Here is a 15920-nt window from a genome sequence, read left to right as displayed (position 1 = left end):
TCAGCCCTTGCCCGTGCCCGTGTCGACGGGGTCGCCGATGATCGGCGCGCAGGTGCGCGTGGCACGCTTGGCGCCGGCCGAGGTCTGGTCCCACTGGGCGTCGCCGTAGACGTTGCCGTCGGCTCCGGGTTCGGGGAAGTCGGGCGCGCCGTTCTTCTGCATGCACTCCGCGTACTCGCGCCGGACCTTGATCTGCTCGGGCGAGAGCTTCGGCGCGAGGCTCTTCTCCACGCTCTCGGGTACGGGCGGGTTGAGCGAGGCGCACTTCTGCGAGGCCCGCAGATACGTCGGGTCCTTCTTCAGTGCGGCGTTGTCGCCGAGGTCGATCTGGCCCTTGGCGTCGGGGTCGGGGGCGTCGAAGCCGTTCTCCCGCAGGCACTTCACGAAGGCGCGCTTGCCGTCGATGTACGCGGCGAGCTCGCCACCGCCGCTGCCGTCACCGCCGGCGCCGCCCGAACCTCCCGATGCGGCGGCGGTGGTGGAGCCCCCGGCCGTCGGGACCTTCGAGCCGCCGTCGTCGCTGCCGCATCCGGCGAGTGCCAGGGTCATGGCCGACGCGGCGGCGGCCATCAGTACGCGGTTGGTCGTCCTCATGGGGCGACCGTAGGGCGGAGGTGATGAAGAACCTTTGAAGAACCTGTCACGCGATCATGAGGGTGAGCCGGCACCCTCAGGTGGGGCTCAGGGCTCGCGCAGCCGCCGGTCGAGGGCCATCGAGAGTTCCGCCTCGACCACGCTCTTCGCGAGCGGGCGCAGCCGCTGGATGTCCTTCTCCTCCGCGTGGGTGCGCAGGAGTTCGGTGAAGAGCCCGGCCAGCGCGTCCGCGTGCTCGCGCACCGCCCGCCCCGCCTCCAGGACGGCCGCGAGCGGGACGCCCTCCTTCACCAGGGCGGCGGAGACGTCGAGCAGCCGGCGGCTGATGTGGACGATGGCGTCGCCGTCGGTGGCGAGGTAGCCGAGGTCGAGGGCGGCCAGCAGGTTCTCGGGGGTGACCTCGCCCGCGAAGTAGTCGGCGAGTTCCTGCGGGGTGAGCCGGACCGGCTCCTCCTCGGTCGGTTCGCCGAGGCCGAGGACCTCGCTGACGTCCTTGCCGCTCTCGAAGGCGGTGTTGAGGTCGGCGATGCCGTTGAGGGTGTGGCCCCGTTCGAGGAGGGCGGCGATCGTGCGGAGCTTGGCCAGGTGGTGCTCGTCGTACCAGGCGATCCGGCCCTCGCGGCGGGGCGGTGCGATCAGTCCGCGCTCGCGGTAGAAGCGCAGGGTGCGCACGGTGATGCCGGCCTCGGCGGCGAGCTCGTCCATGCGGTACTCGCGTACGCCTGTCACGCCCGCCTTCCCGTCCGCCTTCACGTCTTCCGATCGTTCTGCCACGCCCGCCAGCCTATGTTGTACCGCCGGTAACTTTCCCTTGCCGGACCCCTACCGCTCGGTATGCCGCTGCTCTACAGTCCCGATTGTGCCAGTGATTGCTGGCGCAATGAGCAGGGCCGGGCGCATGGGAGGCGGCATGGCGAAGCACGAGCACGTACGAGTGGCGGTGATCGGATCGGGGTTCGGCGGACTCGGGGCGGCCGTCCGGCTGCGCCGCGAGGGGATCACCGACTTCGTCGTCCTGGAGCGGGCCGACTCCGTCGGCGGCACCTGGCGCGACAACAGCTACCCGGGCTGCGCCTGCGACGTCCCGTCGCACCTGTACTCCTTCTCCTTCGCGCCCAACCCGGACTGGCCCCGCACCTTCTCGGGGCAGCGCCACATCCGCGCCTATCTGGAGCACGTCACCGACACCTTCCGGCTCCGCCCGCACCTGCGGCTGAACCACGAGGTGACCCTGATGCGCTGGGACGGCGACGAGCTGCGCTGGGAGATCGAGACCAGCCAGGGCTCCTTCACCGCCGACGTCATCGTCTCGGCGACCGGCCCGCTCTCGGACCCGAAGGTCCCCGACATCCCGGGGCTCGCCGACTTCCCCGGCAAGGTCTTCCACTCGGCGCGCTGGGACCACGACTACGACCTGACCGGCAAGCGCGTCGCCATGGTCGGCACCGGCGCCTCCGCGATCCAGATCGTGCCCGCGATTCAGCCGCTGGTCGGCCGGCTCACCCTCTTCCAGCGCACGCCCCCGTGGGTGATGCCCCGGATGGACCGCGCCATCACGGGCGCCGAGCGCTGGCTCCACCGCACGCTCCCGTTCACCGGCACCGCGCGCCGGGGCCTGCTCTGGGGCATCCGTGAACTCCAGGTGAGCGCCTTCACCAAGCGACCCGGCGAGCTGGGGCTCGTCGAGTCCCTCGCCAAGGCCAACATGGCCAAGTCGATCAAGGACCCGGCGCTGCGGGCCAAGCTGACCCCCTCGTACCGCATCGGCTGCAAGCGGATCCTGCTCTCCAACGCCTACTACCCGGCGCTCGCCCAGCCGAATGTCGACGTCGTCGCCTCCGGCCTTCGCGAGGTGCGCGGCTCGACCGTCGTGGCCGCCGACGGGACGGAGACCGAGGTCGACGCGATCGTCTTCGGCACGGGCTTCCACGTCACCGACATGCCGATCGCCGACCGGGTGGTGGGCGCGGACGGCGTCGCGCTCTCCGAGGCGTGGAAGGGCGGGGTCCAGTCGCTGCGCGGCGCGACCGTCGACGGCTTCCCCAACTGGATGACGATCATCGGGCCCAACACGGGCCTCGGGAACTCCTCCATGATCCTGATGATCGAGTCCCAGCTGAACTACATGGCCGACTACCTCCGCCAGCTCGACGTCCTCGGAGGCCGCGCCGCCCTCGCCGCCCGGCCCTCCGCCGTCGGCGCCTGGAACCGCCGGGTGCAGGACCGGATGGAGCGGACCGTGTGGAAGTCGGGCGGCTGCGACAGCTGGTACCTCGACGCCGACGGCCGCAACACCACGCTCTGGCCGGGCACGACGAGTGAGTTCCGGCGCGAGACACGACGGGTGGACCTCGCCGAGTACGAGGTGTTGAGGCCGGCGGCCGCGGAGGAGCGGCCGAAGCGGCCGGGCCGTACGCCCCGGAAGAAGGAGACGGTCAAGTGAGCCGGCTCTTCGGACCCCGTACGGGATCGCTCCCGCACCCGCAGGAGGTCATCGCCGTCTCCGCCGACGGCGCCCGCGTCCACGTCGAGGTGTACGGGCCCGAGGGCGCCCCGGCCGTGGTCCTGGCCCACGGCTGGACCTGCTCGATCGCCTTCTGGTCCGAGCAGATCCGCGACCTCGCCCGCGACCACCGGGTCATCGCCTACGACCAGCGCGGCCACGGCCTCACCCCCGCCCCCGCGGGCCCGGCCGGCTACTCGACCCGGGCGCTCGCCGACGACCTGGAGGCGGTGCTCGCCGCGACCCTCGCCCCGGGCGAGCGCGCGGTCCTGGCCGGGCACTCCATGGGCGGCATGACGCTGATGGCGGCCGCCACCCGCCCCGCCTTCCGCGAGCACGCCGCCGCGGCCCTGCTCTGCTCCACGGGACCGTCCCGGCTCGTGGCCGAGTCCCTCGTGCTGCCGCTGTCGGCGGGCGGCGTACGGACCCGGCTCACGAAGGCGATCCTCGGCGCGCGGGCGCCGCTCGGGCCGGTCAACGCGGTGTCCCGGAAGATCCTCAAGTACGCCACGATGGGCCCCGGTTCGGCGCCCGAGCGGGTCGACGCCTGCGCCCGGATCGTGCACGCCTGCCCGCGCCGCGCCCGGGTGGCCTGGTCCCACGTCCTCGCGGAGCTGGATCTGGAGGCGGGCGTACGGGAGCTGGAGCTGCCCGTGGCCGTGATCGCGGGCACGGCCGACCGGCTCACCCCGCCCGTCCACTCGCGGGGCCTGGCGGCGGCGCTGCCCCGGTGCGTGGGCCTGGAGGAGCTGGCGGGTATGGGTCACATGACGCCGGTGGAGGCGCCGGAGGCGGTGACCGCGCGGATCCGCGCACTCGTCACGACGTACCTGCCCGTGGAGCAGCAGCAGAAGAAGGAGGAAGTGGCATGAGCAGGGTCAGCCTGGAGGGCCAGGTCGCGGTCGTCACCGGGGCGGCCCGCGGGGTCGGCGAACTCCTCGCCCGCAAGCTCTCGGCGCGCGGCGCGAAGCTCGCGCTCGTCGGCCTGGAGCCGGACGAACTCAAGCAGGTCGCGGGCCGGCTGCACACCGAGGCGGACTGGTGGCACGCCGACGTCACCGACCACGAGGCGATGGCCCGGGTGGCCGCCGAGGTCAAGGAGCGCTTCGGGAAGGTCGACATCGTCGTGGCCAACGCGGGCGTCGCGGCGGGCGGCCCGTTCGTGGACTCCGACCCGGCCGCCTGGCGGCGGGTCATCGAGGTGAACCTGATCGGCGGGGCCGTGACGGGACGCGCGTTCCTGCCGGTCCTGATGGAGTCGCGCGGCTACTTCCTGCAGATCGCCTCGCTCGCCGCGATGACCCCGGCGCCGATGATGACGGCCTACTGCGCCTCCAAGTCGGGCGTCGAGGCCTTCGCGCACAGCCTGCGCGCCGAGGTCGGCTACAAGGGCGTGAGGGTCGGCGTGGGCTACCTCTCCTGGACCGACACGGACATGGTGCGGGGCGCGGACCAGGACGACGTGATGAAGGAGCTGCGGCAGCGGCTGCCCTGGCCGTCGAACCGCACGTACCCGCTGGGCCCGGCCGTGGACCGGATCGTGGCCGGCATCGAGCGGCGCTCCGCACATGTCTACGCCCAGTGGTGGCTGCGCGGGATGCAGGCGACGCGCGGCTATCTGCCGGGGATCATCGCCACGGTCGGCCAGCGCGAGATGAAGCGCTTCGAGCCGCGACTGGCCGGGGTCTCCAAGGGCCTCGTGGGCGCCGGAGGGGCGGCCGACGAGGCGGCGCGTACGGAGAGTGCCTGATCGAAATGCGCGGAATGTTCCGCCGTGCCACGCTGGTCGAGGCCCAGGGGCGAGACGCCCCGATCCCCTCACACCCGTCTAGGAGTGAACTTTCATGGGCATGAAGGACCAGTTCCAGGACAAGGCGAAGCAGGCCGCCGAGCAGGCGAAGCAGCGTATGGGCAACGCGCGGGACGAGGCGTCCGAGCGAGCCTCCCAGGCCAAGCGCCCCTCCGACGAGGAGCAGCGCCGGGCCCAGCAGGAGGCCCAGGACCGCTTCGACCAGGACTACGACGCCTGACGTCTGTCCGACGAGGACCGCTCAGGTCCTCCCGGAAGGCGCACCCGGGACGCCGGGTGCGCCTTTCGCGCGCGTACCGGGGGTGTCGTACATCACACGCTACGCGTCCGCCGTCCGCGTAGCGTGCGGATCATGCCCGAACTGCAGCTGCTCCGTGCCGACCACGCGCCCGCGCTCCTCTCCTTCGAGACGGAGAACCGGGCGTACTTCGCCGCCCATGTGCCCGACCGCGGGGACGCGTACTTCGAGGAGTTCGGTGACCGGCACCGGGCGCTGCTCGACGAGCAGGAGGCCGGCACGGTCCGGATGCACGTGCTGGTGGGGGACGGGGGCGAGGTCCTCGGCCGGTTCAACCTCGTCGACCTGGCCGACGGCGGTGCCGACCTCGGGTACCGGGTCGCCGAGAAGGCCACCCGCCGCGGGGTGGCCTCGTCCGGCGTACGGGAGCTGTGCCGGCTCGCCGTCGAGGAGTACGGCCTGAGCCGGCTGAGCGCCGTCACGACCGTCGACAACACCGCCTCCCGCTCTGTCCTCACCCGCCTCGGCTTCGGCGCCGTCGGCAGCGTCACCCTCGACGGGAAGCCCGGAGTCGCCTACGAGTTGGACCTCGCAGACCTCGCCGGCGCCGGCCGGGATCACGACCTCGGCGGCAGCTTCGGCCGGGAGCGGTCCGGCACGTCGTCGTAGCCCGGCGGGGCCGCCGCCGGGGTCTCCGCGAGGAGCGAGAGCGCCACCTCGACCGCGTCGTCCAGCTGGGCGTGCCGGCCCTCGGCCCAGTCCAGCGGGGTGCGCAGGATCGCCAGGTCCGGGTCCACGCCCTGGTTCTCGACGGACCAGCCGTACTCCGGGAACCAGGCCGCGTTCATCGGCACCGTGATCTGCGTGCCGTCGCCGAGCCGGTGGCGGCCGGTCATGCCGACCACCCCGCCCCAGGTCCGCTGGCCCACGACCGGGCCGAGACCGAGGAGTTTGAAGGCGGCCGTGATCATGTCACCGTCGGAGGAGGTCGCCTCGTCGGCGAGGGCGACGACCGGGCCGCGCGGGGCGTTCGAGGCGTAACTGACCGGCTGGGCGTTCCTCGTCAGGTCCCAGCCAAGGATCTTGCGGGTCAGCTTCTCCACGACCAGTTCGCTGATGTGCCCGCCGGCGTTGCCGCGCACGTCCACGATGAGGGCCGGCCGGGAGACCTCCATCCGCAGGTCCCGGTTGAACTGGGCCCAGCCGGAGCCGCCCATGTCGGGGATGTGCAGATACCCGCACTTGCCGCCGCTGATCTCCCGTACCACCGCCCGCCGTTTGGCCACCCAGTCCTGGTAGCGCAGCGGCCGCTCGTCGACCAGCGGCACGATCGCCACCCGGCGGGCGCGCCCCTGGCCCTCCGCCGGCTGGAAGGTCAGCTCGACCGTCGTGCCGCCCGAGGCGGCCAGCAGCGGATACGGGCCGGTCACCGGGTCCACCGGGCGGCCGTCCACATGGGTGAGGACCGCGCCCTCCCGGATGCCGGTGCCCGCGAGCGGCGAGCGGGCCTTGGAGTCGGAGGAGTCGCCGGGCAGGATCCGCTTGACCATCCAACCGCCCTCCCGGTGCACGAGGTTGGCGCCGAGCAGCCCCATCGCCCGCTGGTAGTGCGGGGGTCCCTCGTTGCGTCGCGCGGGTGTCACATACGCGTGCGAGGTGCCCAGCTCGCCCATGACCTCGCGCAGCAGATCGGCGAAGTCGTCGGGGGACGCGACCCGTTCGACGAGCGGCCGGTACTGGTCGAGGACGGCCGGCCAGTCCACGCCGCACATGTTCGGGTCCCAGAAGTACGAGGCGACGATCCGGCCCGCCTCCTCGTAGGCGTCGCGCCACTCCGCCTCGGGGTCGACCTCGTGCATGATCCGCCGCAGGTCGATGTAGACGGTCGAGTCGCCGTCCCCGGACTCCGTCGACGGCACCGCCCGCAGCTCGCCCTCGTCGGCGACGACGAGCCGCGAGCCGTCGCCGCTGACCGCGAACCAGTCGAGGTGCTGGACCAGTTCGGTCTTGCGGGCCTTGGTGATGTTGAAGTACTCCAGGGTCGGCCGGCCCGTCATGTCGGCCGGGTTGGCGAAGGTCTCGCCGAGCGCACCGGAGATCGGCCAGCGCAGCCAGACGAGCCCGCCGCCGCTCACCGGGTGCAGCGCCGAGTACTTGGAGGCGGACACCGGGAACGGGGTGACCCGGTCCGCGAGCCCCTCCACCTCCACGATCGTCATGCCCTCCGCGGCGACCGCACCGCCCTCGGGCTCCGTCTCCGCCGGGTCCATGCCGCCCGCCGCGGGGCGCCCGTCGGGCAGCAGTGCGAAGGGGGACGGGGTCGCGGAGGAGAGCGGCACGAGATAGGGGCGGCAGCCGAGCGGGAAGGACAGGTCGCCGGTGTGCACGTCGTACACCGGGTCGAAGCCGCGCCAGGAGAGGAAGGCGAGGTAGCGGCCGTCGCGGGTGAAGACCGGGTTCTCGTCCTCGAAGCGGCCGTTGGTGACGTCGACGATGGTTCTGGGTCCCGGCCCTCCGATCCGGGCCATCTTGATCTGCCGCAGCGAGCGGCCGATGCCCGGGTGCGCCCAGGTCAGCCAGGTCCCGTCGGGGGAGAACGCCAGATCGCGGACCGGCCCGTTGACGGACCGGATCAGCTCGGTCGCCTCCCCGTCGGAGTCCTCGGTCGCGTCGATGAGAAGCAGCCGGCCGTCGTTGGAGGCGATGGCGAGCCGTTCGCCGTCCGGGTCGGCGATCATCTCCTCGACCCGGCCCAGTTCGCCGCTCGCGAGCCGGCGTGGCTCGCGGTCGCCGCTGGCGCGCGGCAGATACGCGACCTCGATGGCGTCCTCGCCCTCGGCGTCGGTGACGTACGCGACCTGGCCGCCGCTGCCCAGCATCTCCGGCAGCCGGACCCGTACCCCCGGTGTGTCGGTGATCGTGCGGGCCGGGCCGTCGCGGTGGGTGAGCCAGTACAGGCTGCCGCGCACCGAGACCGCGCTGGCCCGCCCGGTGTCGTCGACCGAGAGCGCGTCCACGTGGTTGGCCGCCGGGACCTGGTACCGCCGCCGTCCGGCGCGCGGGCCCCCGAGCCGTACCTCCAGCTTGCGCGGCACGGCGTCGGGGACGGTCAGGTCGTCGACGATCCACAGGTCGCCCGCGCACTGGTAGACCACGCGCCGCCCGTCGCTGGAGGCGTGCCGGGCGTAGAAGGCGTCGTGGTCGGTGTGGCGGCGCAGGTCGGTGCCGTCGGGCAGACAGGAGTAGAGGTTGCCGACGCCCTCGTGGTCGGAGAGGAACGCGATCCGGCCGGCCACGAACATCGGGGCGTCGAGATGGCCGCCGATGTCCGGCACCAGCTGGTCCCCGTGCAGCCAGAGCCGCCCGGTGGCGCCGCCGCGGTAGCGCTTCCAGGAGGCCGGCTCGTGCGGGGGCTTCCCGGTGAGCAGGAGCGTGCGGCGCTCGCCCGCCAGGTCGGCCACCGCGATGTCCGACACGGGCCCCCAGGGCATCCGGCCGCCGGGGGAGCCGTCGGTGGGGACGGTGTAGGCCCAGGAGTAGTACGAGAACGGCTGGCCGTGCGAGGAGACCGCGAGGATGTCGCCCTCCGGTGACCAGGAGCAGACCCGGGTGTCGGTGGAGCCCCAGTAGGTGAGCCGTCGCGAGGGGCCGCCCTCGACCGGCGCGAGATGGATCTCGGGATCGAGGCTGCGCCAGGTCGTGTACGCGATGTGGCGGCCGTCGGGCGAGAAGCGGGGGTGGCCGACCCGGGTCCGGTCGACGGTCACCCGCCAGGCCCGGCCGGGGTGGTGGCCCTCGGGCACGAGGGGCGCGACCCAGAGGTCGTCCTCGGCCGCGAAGCACAGCAGATCGTCGTGGAGGTGCGGGAAGCGGAGGTACGCGGCGTCTTCACTCACCTCCTCATGCTTTCCGCGGGGAGGGGGTGCGGCAACTCGTACGGGTGTGTGGGCGGGGGACGTTCGGACGCCCGTGGCGCCGTGGCCCTGTGGCCCAGGACACGTACGAAACGGTTTCGTTTCGCTGGCGGGGAGGGTATCTTCGAACTGTACGAAACCGTTTCGTTCGAATGGGAGGCCGGTCATGGCTCGCAGCAGGCTCACACCAGAGCGTGAGTCGGAGCTGTACGGAGCCGTGCTGGAGCTCCTGCGCGAGGTCGGTTACGACGCCCTCACCATGGACGCCGTCGCCGCCCGCACCCACTCCAGCAAGGCCACCCTCTACCGCCAGTGGGGGAGCAAGCCGGAGCTGGTCGCCAAGGCCATGCGCCACAACAAGCCCATCCAGCTCACCGAGATCGACACGGGCACCTTGCGTGGCGACTTCCAGGCCATGATGGAGCTGACCGACGACTGCCAGATGGAGAAGGACACCGCGCTGATGCGGGGTCTCGCCCATGCGGTCCACACCAACCCCGATCTGCACCAGGCGCTGCGCGAACTGCTCATCGAACCCGAGATGAACAGCCTGCGCGAAACCCTGGACCGAGCGGTGGCGCGGGGTGAGATCAGCGCCGACAACCCGGCGCTGAAGTACGTCCCGCACATGATCATCGGGGCGTTCGTCGCCCGTCCGCTGATCGACGATCAGCCGATCGACCACGCCTTCATCATCGACTACGTCAACGCCGTGGTGCTCCCCTCACTCGGCGTCTGACCTCCCCGCAGCACCACTCGCATCACCCGCACCATCCGCACCACCTGACGTCGAACCGCTCACGCCGTCGGGCCGGCTCCCCATGCCCTGTCCCACCACGAAATGGGAGTACGCCCCCGTGGCCACGTTCCTCTACAAGCTGGGTCGCTCCGCCTTCCGGCGCCGACGGCTCGTCGCCCTCCTCTGGGTGGCGCTCCTCGCCGTCGCCGGGGTCGGCGCGGCCACCGCGCCCGCCGCGACCTCCTCGTCCTTCTCGATCCCCGGCACGGAGGCCCAGAAGGCCTTCGACCTCCTCGAGCAGCGCTACCCCGGCGGCAACGCCGACGGGGGCACCGCCCGGGTCGTCTTCAAGGCCCCCGAGGGCCAGAAGATGACCGACCCGGCCAACAAGGCCAAGGTCCAGGACGTCGTCGCCGAGCTGAAGGCCGGCTCCGACGAGGTGGCCTCGGTCACCGACCCGTACACCGCGCAGGCGGTCTCCAAGGACGGTTCGACCGCCTACGTCTCCGTCAGCTACAAGGTCTCCGGCATGGAGCTGAGCGACGCGACGCGCGAGGCCCTGCAGAAGACCGGGCACGACGCGCAGGGGAAGGGGCTGACCGTCGAGATCGGCGGTGACGCCCTCCAGACCATGCCCGAGACCGGCGCGGGCGAGATCGTCGGCGTGGTCATCGCCGGCATCGTCCTCGTCATCACCTTCGGCTCGCTCGTCGCCGCCGGACTCCCGCTGCTGACCGCGATCATCGGCGTCGGCATCGGCGTCTCCACGATCACGGCGCTCGCGAACGTCCTCGACCTCGGCTCCACCACCTCCACCCTCGCGATGATGATCGGCCTCGCGGTCGGCATCGACTACGCCCTCTTCATCGTCTCCCGCTACCGCGCGGAGCTGGCCGAGGGCCGGGAGCGCGAGGAGGCCGCGGGCCGCGCGGTCGGCACGGCCGGTTCGGCCGTCGTCTTCGCCGGTCTGACCGTCGTCATCGCCCTGGTGGGCCTGGCCGTGGTCAACATCCCGATGCTGACGAAGATGGGCTTCGCCGCGGCCGGTACGGTCGTGATCGCGGTCCTGATCGCGCTGACCCTGATCCCGGCCCTGCTCGGCTTCGCGGGCGCCAGGGTGCTCGGCCGCAAGGACCGCAGGGCGGGCGAGGGCCTGAAGAAGGCGGGCGACAAGGGCGAGAAGCCCAACATGGGTACCCGCTGGGCCCGGTTCGTCATCCGCCGCCCGGTCATGGTCCTGCTCGTCGGTGTCCTCGGCCTCGGCGCGATCGCACTGCCGGCCGCCTCCCTGGAGATGGGTCTGCCGGACGACGGCGCCAAGCCCGTCTCCGCCACCGAGCGGCGCGCGTACGACATGCTGTCGGACGGCTTCGGCCCCGGCTTCAACGGCCCGCTGATGGTCGTCGTCGACGGCGACAAGGCCGCCGCCGACGCCACCATGGAGACGATCAAGGGCCTGGACGGCGCCGCCGCGGTCATGCCGCCGATGCCGAACAAGGCCGGCGACACCGCGATGATCACCGTGATCCCGAAGGACCGCCCGTCCTCGGTGGCGACCGAGGAGCTGGTCCACGACATCCGCGGCGCGACCGGCGACAACGTCCTGGTCAGCGGTCAGACGGCGATGAACATCGACTTCTCGCAGAAGATGAACGACGCGCTCGTGCCGTACCTGGCGCTGGTGGTCGGGCTCGCCTTCCTGCTCCTGATGGTGGTGTTCCGCTCGATCCTGGTCCCGCTGAAGGCGGCCCTCGGCTTCCTGCTCTCGGTGGTCGCCGCCCTCGGCGCGGTCGTCGCGGTCTTCCAGTGGGGCTGGCTCGGCTCGCTGTTCGGCGTCGAGCAGACCGGCCCGATCATGTCGATGATGCCGATCTTCATGGTGGGTGTCGTCTTCGGTCTGGCCATGGACTACGAGGTCTTCCTCGTCACCCGGATGCGCGAGGCGTACGTCCACGGGGAGCGCCCCGGCGAGGCGATCGTGACCGGCTTCCGGCACAGCGCCCGGGTGGTCACCGCCGCCGCCGTGATCATGATCGCGGTCTTCTCCGGCTTCATCGGCATGACCGACCAGATGATCAAGATGATCGGCTTCGGTCTCGCGGTGGCCGTCCTCTTCGACGCCTTCGTGGTCCGCATGGCTATCGTCCCGGCGGTGCTCGCACTGCTCGGCCACAAGGCGTGGTGGCTGCCGAAGTGGCTGGACCGGGCGCTGCCGAACGTGGACGTGGAGGGCGAGGGCCTGGCCACGGAGACGGAGAAGGACGCGGACGGGCCACTCGACGGCCAGGACCGTGAGCTGGTGAAGGTCTGACCCGCTCCTGAGAACTCCGGGGCGACCGCGTGAGCGGCGCGGTACGCCCCGGACCCGCGGGGCCGGCTCCTTTGAGCGGAGGAGCGCCCGGGCCCCGGATCGCGCCGGAACCTGTGGGGACGGGAGCCGACGCGGCCCTGCGCCGCCTCCGTGTCGTACGCGACGCGGGGGCGGCGCAGGTGCGTTCCGGGGCGGCCGGCTCCGAAACCCGCTTGCGCCCGCCCAGGTCGGCCGGGGCAGGATGCCCGGATGAACAGGGACAGCGAATCCATCGTGGCCGAGGTCGTCGAGCGGGAGTTGGAGCTGCTGAGTCCGGCCGTGCGGTCGTCGGTGGAGCTGTCGGGTCGGCTCCTCGACCCGGAGTTCGTCGAAGTGGGCGCCTCGGGGCGCAGGTGGGACCGCGCGTCGATGCTCGCGGCGCTGCCGGGCATGCAGGGCGCGGACGAGGACGGCCCGCAGTACGTGCCGAGCGGGATGACCGGCACCGTCCTGGCGCCGGGGATCGTGCACCTGACGTTCGAGACGGTCGTCGACGGCAGGCGGGCCCGGCGGAGCTCGATCTGGCGGAAGCGGGACGAGGCGTCGGGGTGGCGGATGTACTACCACCAGGCCACGCCGGTGCCGGAGGCCTGAGCGGAGGGCCCCTTCACGGCTGTATCAGGGCCTGATTCAGCGGCTGCCTCAGGGGCTGATCGTCGCCGTCACGGCGTACGTGTGCTTGAGGAAGCGGAGCAGGGCCGTGGTGTCGAACTGGACGACCGCCACTCCGTCGTCCGTATGGAACTCGACCACGGTCTGCACCCGCCCGCAGGGCCAGACGCCTATGTCGCCGCGGCGCGTGGGGGCGCGCAGACCCGTTTCGAGGAGGGCTCGGGGGAAGGACCACTCGATGTTGCCGGGGAAGACGAAGCGGACGGTGGCGGGGGTGAAGTCGGGGTCGTAGCGCAGCGCGACCGGGACGGGGCGGGAGAGGGGTGCGTCGCTGATGATCCGGCCTTTGGCGTGATCCTCGACCTCATGGTCGTCCGCGGTGGGGGACATGGAGCCACTCCTCACACTCGTCTTATTTATCCACTAATGTCCCATATTTTGGGGCGCGCGCGTGGCGAGCGCTGCCTTTCTGTGATCTGTGCGCTCTTGCAAGTGCTTTGCAGCAGCGCTCATCATTCGGGACGTGCATGTACCTGACGGATTCATCAACGCCCCCGTATCGGTCGCCGCCGGGCTCGTCGCCGCCGGCGCCGTCGCCGTCAGCCTGCGCGGAGCGCGCAAGGAGCTGGACGAGCGGGCCGCGCCGCTGGCCGGGCTCGTCGCCGCGTTCATCTTCGCCGTGCAGATGCTGAACTTCCCCGTAGCGGCCGGCACCAGTGGCCATCTGCTCGGCGGCGCCCTGGCAGCCATCCTGGTGGGGCCGTACACCGGCGTCCTCGTGATCGCCGTCGTCCTGCTGATGCAGGGCATCCTCTTCGCCGACGGCGGACTCACCGCGCTCGGCGTGAACATCACCGTCATGGGCGTGGTCACGGTCGTCGTCGCCTACGCGCTCTTCCGCGGCCTCGTCCTGATCCTGCCCCGCACCCGCCGCTCGGTGACCGTGGCCTCCTTCGCCGCCGCGCTGGTCTCCGTGCCGGCCGCGGCCGCCGCCTTCACCCTCGTGTACGCGATCGGCGGCACCACCGACGTACCGCTCGGCAAGGTGCTCACCGCGATGGTCGGCGTGCACACCCTGATCGGCATCGGTGAGGCCGCCATCACCATGCTGACCGTCGGCGCGGTCATCGCCGTCCGCCCCGACCTCGTGTACGGCGCCCGTGGCCTGACCGCCCCGCTCAAGCTGCGCGTGAACGGCGAACTGGTCGACGCCGAGCCCGCCACCGAAGCGGCCCCCGCGGCGGGCTCCCCGAAGAAGGTCTGGATCGGCGGCCTGGTCGCCGCCCTCGTGCTGGCCGGCTTCGTCTCCTTCTACGCCTCCGCCAGCCCCGACGGCCTGGAGAAGGTCGCCGCCGACCAGGGCATCGACGCGAAGGTCGAGGACCACGCCGCGGCCGACTCCCCGCTCGCCGACTACGGCGTCAAGGGCATCGAGGCGGCCCGTCTCTCCGGCGGTCTCGCGGGCGTGATCGGGGTCGGCGCGACCCTCGCCGTCGGCACCGGCGCCTTCTGGGCCGTACGCCGCCGCAAGCAGAGCGACGGCGCCCAGGTCTGACCGGCTCCGACGACATGGGTGCGGGACACGCGCACAAGCTGTACCGGCGAGGCGACTCGCCGGTCCACGCGCTGCCCCCGCACACCAAGCTCGCCGCCGTCCTCGCCTTCGTGGTGGTCGTGGTCTCCACGCCCCGCGAGGCGGTCTGGGCCTTCGGCGGCTACGCCCTGCTCCTCGCGCTCGTCGCCGCGAAGGCCAGGATCCCGGCCGGCTTCCTGCTGCGCCGCCTGCTGATCGAGATCCCCTTCGTCGCCTTCGCGGTCCTCATGCCCTTCGTGGTGCCGGGCGAGCGGACCGAGGTCCTCGGGATCTCGCTCTCCGTCCCCGGCCTCTGGGGCGCCTGGAACGTGCTCGCCAAGGGCACCCTCGGCGTCGCCGCCTCCGTGCTCCTCGCCGCCACCACCGAACTGCGCGAGCTGCTCCTCGGCCTCCAGCGGCTGAAGCTCCCGCCGCTCCTCGTCCAGATCGCCTCCTTCATGATCCGGTACGGCGACGTGATCACGGACGAGATGCGCCGGATGTCGATCGCCCGCCGCTCCCGCGGCTTCGAGGCGCGGGGCGTCCGGCACTGGGGCGTCCTCGCCAAGTCCGCCGGCGCGCTCTTCATCCGCTCCTACGAGCGCGGCGAACGTGTCCACCTGGCGATGGTCAGCCGGGGGTACGCGGGCACCATGCCCGTCATCGACGAGGTGACGGCGACCCGGTCCCAGTGGGTCCTGGCAGCCTCACTCCCGTTCACCGCACTCCTGATCTGCCTCCTGGGATGGACCCTCCGATGACGACCCCCGCCCCCTCGTTGGAAGTCCGCGGCCTCGCCTACGCCTACCCCGACGGCCACCAGGCCCTCTTCGGCGTCGACCTGACCGTCGGACGCGGCGAGCGGGTCGCGCTCCTCGGCCCCAACGGCGCCGGCAAGACCACCCTCGTCCTCCACCTCAACGGCATCCTCACCGGCGGCGCGGGCACGGTCTCCGTCGCCGGGCTGCCGGTGGAGAAGCGGAACCTGGCCGAGATCCGGCGCCGGGTCGGGATCGTCTTCCAGGACCCGGACGACCAGCTGTTCATGCCGACCGTCCGCGAGGACGTCGCCTTCGGCCCGGCGGCGGCCGGGCTGCGCGGCGCCGAACTGGAAGCCGTCGTGACGAAGGCGCTCGCGCGGGTCGGCATGGCGGAGTACGCGGACCGGCCGCCCCACCACCTGTCGTTCGGGCAGCGGCGGCGGGTGGCGGTCGCGACCGTGCTCGCGATGGAGCCGGAGATCCTCGTCCTGGACGAACCCTCCTCCAACCTGGACCCGGCCTCGCGCCGCGAGCTCGCGGACGTGCTGCGCTCGCTGGACGTGACCGTCCTGATGGTCACCCACGACCTCCCGTACGCGGCGGAGCTCTGCCCGCGCTCGGTGATCCTCAGCGAGGGCGTCATCGCGGGCGACGGGCCCACGGCGGACGTCCTCGCGGACGAGGAGCTGATGGCGCGCAACCGCCTGGAGCTCCCGTACGGCTTCGTGCCGAAGACGACGGCCTGACCGTTCCCGCCGTTCCCGCCCCTTCACCACCCCGGAATCGGAGCCTTCGGGCCGACGTTGCACCATGGGGGCAGACGAGT

Annotated in this window: 15 protein-coding genes; 11 read left to right on the top strand and 4 right to left on the bottom strand. The window is 72.0% G+C overall.

Annotation, left to right across the window (positions count from 1 at the left end):
* Positions 1–594 carry a hypothetical protein gene (locus tag ACF09C_RS34625; RefSeq protein WP_392097276.1) on the bottom strand — a complete coding sequence of 198 codons (594 nt, stop codon included), beginning with the start codon at positions 592–594 and terminating at the stop codon, positions 1–3.
* Between the two features lie 87 nt (positions 595–681).
* A complete protein-coding gene (locus ACF09C_RS34620; RefSeq protein ID WP_392097352.1) occupies positions 682–1299 on the bottom strand; it encodes a MerR family transcriptional regulator in 618 nt (205 codons plus the stop codon).
* A 205-nt stretch (positions 1300–1504) separates the two neighbouring features.
* Between ACF09C_RS34620 and ACF09C_RS34615 the strand changes: the two genes are divergently transcribed.
* The 5 genes from ACF09C_RS34615 (at position 1505) to ACF09C_RS34595 (ending at position 5814) form a co-directional block, all read left to right on the top strand.
* On the top strand, positions 1505–3037 hold the full coding sequence (locus ACF09C_RS34615) for a flavin-containing monooxygenase (RefSeq protein ID WP_392097274.1): 1533 nt from the start codon (positions 1505–1507) through the stop codon (positions 3035–3037).
* Entirely contained in the window at positions 3034–3969 is a 936-nt protein-coding gene (locus tag ACF09C_RS34610; protein ID WP_392097272.1) for an alpha/beta fold hydrolase, read from the top strand. The genes ACF09C_RS34615 and ACF09C_RS34610 overlap by 4 nt, the downstream gene beginning before the upstream one ends.
* Positions 3966–4847 carry an SDR family oxidoreductase gene (locus tag ACF09C_RS34605; protein ID WP_392097270.1) on the top strand — a complete coding sequence of 294 codons (882 nt, stop codon included), beginning with the start codon at positions 3966–3968 and terminating at the stop codon, positions 4845–4847. Before ACF09C_RS34610 ends, ACF09C_RS34605 begins: the two co-directional genes overlap by 4 nt.
* A 94-nt stretch (positions 4848–4941) precedes the next feature.
* Positions 4942–5127: a hypothetical protein gene (locus ACF09C_RS34600; protein WP_362422823.1), complete on the top strand. Its 186-nt coding sequence runs from the start codon at positions 4942–4944 to the stop codon at positions 5125–5127.
* 132 nt (positions 5128–5259) lie between these two features.
* Complete coding sequence (locus ACF09C_RS34595) at positions 5260–5814, top strand: GNAT family N-acetyltransferase (RefSeq protein ID WP_392097268.1); 555 nt, start codon at positions 5260–5262, stop codon at positions 5812–5814.
* On the opposite strand, the gene ACF09C_RS34590 is transcribed toward ACF09C_RS34595, so the two are convergent.
* Complete coding sequence (locus tag ACF09C_RS34590) at positions 5763–9041, bottom strand: S41 family peptidase (RefSeq protein ID WP_392097267.1); 3279 nt, start codon at positions 9039–9041, stop codon at positions 5763–5765. The genes ACF09C_RS34595 and ACF09C_RS34590 overlap by 52 nt on opposite strands.
* Positions 9042–9225: 184 nt before the next feature.
* Here ACF09C_RS34590 and ACF09C_RS34585 point away from each other — a divergent pair, with 184 nt between their 5' ends.
* The 3 genes from ACF09C_RS34585 (at position 9226) to ACF09C_RS34575 (ending at position 12742) form a co-directional block, all read left to right on the top strand.
* Complete coding sequence (locus tag ACF09C_RS34585; RefSeq protein WP_392097266.1) at positions 9226–9798, top strand: TetR/AcrR family transcriptional regulator; 573 nt, start codon at positions 9226–9228, stop codon at positions 9796–9798.
* A 118-nt stretch (positions 9799–9916) separates the two neighbouring features.
* A complete protein-coding gene (locus ACF09C_RS34580) occupies positions 9917–12109 on the top strand; it encodes an MMPL family transporter (RefSeq protein ID WP_392097265.1) in 2193 nt (730 codons plus the stop codon).
* Between the two features lie 249 nt (positions 12110–12358).
* Positions 12359–12742: a DUF4440 domain-containing protein gene (locus ACF09C_RS34575; RefSeq protein WP_392097263.1), complete on the top strand. Its 384-nt coding sequence runs from the start codon at positions 12359–12361 to the stop codon at positions 12740–12742.
* A 48-nt stretch (positions 12743–12790) separates the two neighbouring features.
* Here ACF09C_RS34575 and ACF09C_RS34570 read toward each other — a convergent pair whose 3' ends face one another.
* Positions 12791–13150, bottom strand: a complete 360-nt coding sequence (locus tag ACF09C_RS34570) for an SsgA family sporulation/cell division regulator (RefSeq protein WP_392097261.1) — start codon at positions 13148–13150, stop codon at positions 12791–12793.
* Between the two features lie 133 nt (positions 13151–13283).
* On the opposite strand from ACF09C_RS34570, the gene ACF09C_RS34565 reads away from it, so the two are divergent.
* Genes ACF09C_RS34565 through ACF09C_RS34555 form a run of 3 tightly spaced genes read left to right on the top strand, consistent with a single transcriptional unit; the run spans position 13284 to position 15840 of the window.
* On the top strand, positions 13284–14315 hold the full coding sequence (locus ACF09C_RS34565; RefSeq protein ID WP_392097259.1) for an energy-coupling factor ABC transporter permease: 1032 nt from the start codon (positions 13284–13286) through the stop codon (positions 14313–14315).
* Between the two features lie 14 nt (positions 14316–14329).
* Positions 14330–15094, top strand: coding sequence for a cobalt ECF transporter T component CbiQ (gene cbiQ / locus ACF09C_RS34560; protein WP_392097257.1), 765 nt, complete (start codon positions 14330–14332; stop codon positions 15092–15094).
* The gene (locus tag ACF09C_RS34555; RefSeq protein WP_392097256.1) at positions 15091–15840 is read left to right on the top strand and encodes an energy-coupling factor ABC transporter ATP-binding protein; all 750 of its coding nucleotides are present in this window, start codon (positions 15091–15093) and stop codon (positions 15838–15840) included. Before cbiQ ends, ACF09C_RS34555 begins: the two co-directional genes overlap by 4 nt.
* Positions 15841–15920 lie beyond the last annotated feature (80 nt).

Origin of the sequence: Streptomyces sp. NPDC014870 (genome assembly GCF_043081505.1) — a bacterium.
Classification (GTDB): Bacteria; Actinomycetota; Actinomycetes; order Streptomycetales; family Streptomycetaceae; genus Streptomyces.
The sequence above is the reverse complement of the archived record's forward strand: the minus strand, read 5'-3'. Positions and strand labels throughout refer to the sequence as shown.

Excerpts from the sequence above, each read along its gene's own strand:
- ACF09C_RS34625 (WP_392097276.1), bottom strand. The coding sequence starts at position 594 with ATGAGGACGACCAACCGCGTACTGATGGCCGCCGCCGCGTCGGCCATG.
- ACF09C_RS34620 (WP_392097352.1), bottom strand. The coding sequence starts at position 1,299 with ATGGACGAGCTCGCCGCCGAGGCCGGCATCACCGTGCGCACCCTGCGC.
- ACF09C_RS34615 (WP_392097274.1), top strand. The coding sequence starts at position 1,505 with ATGGCGAAGCACGAGCACGTACGAGTGGCGGTGATCGGATCGGGGTTC.
- ACF09C_RS34605 (WP_392097270.1), top strand. The coding sequence starts at position 3,966 with ATGAGCAGGGTCAGCCTGGAGGGCCAGGTCGCGGTCGTCACCGGGGCG.
- ACF09C_RS34600 (WP_362422823.1), top strand. The coding sequence starts at position 4,942 with ATGGGCATGAAGGACCAGTTCCAGGACAAGGCGAAGCAGGCCGCCGAG.
- ACF09C_RS34595 (WP_392097268.1), top strand. The coding sequence starts at position 5,260 with ATGCCCGAACTGCAGCTGCTCCGTGCCGACCACGCGCCCGCGCTCCTC.
- ACF09C_RS34585 (WP_392097266.1), top strand. The coding sequence starts at position 9,226 with ATGGCTCGCAGCAGGCTCACACCAGAGCGTGAGTCGGAGCTGTACGGA.
- ACF09C_RS34575 (WP_392097263.1), top strand. The coding sequence starts at position 12,359 with ATGAACAGGGACAGCGAATCCATCGTGGCCGAGGTCGTCGAGCGGGAG.
- ACF09C_RS34570 (WP_392097261.1), bottom strand. The coding sequence starts at position 13,150 with ATGTCCCCCACCGCGGACGACCATGAGGTCGAGGATCACGCCAAAGGC.
- cbiQ (WP_392097257.1), top strand. The coding sequence starts at position 14,330 with ATGGGTGCGGGACACGCGCACAAGCTGTACCGGCGAGGCGACTCGCCG.
- ACF09C_RS34555 (WP_392097256.1), top strand. The coding sequence starts at position 15,091 with ATGACGACCCCCGCCCCCTCGTTGGAAGTCCGCGGCCTCGCCTACGCC.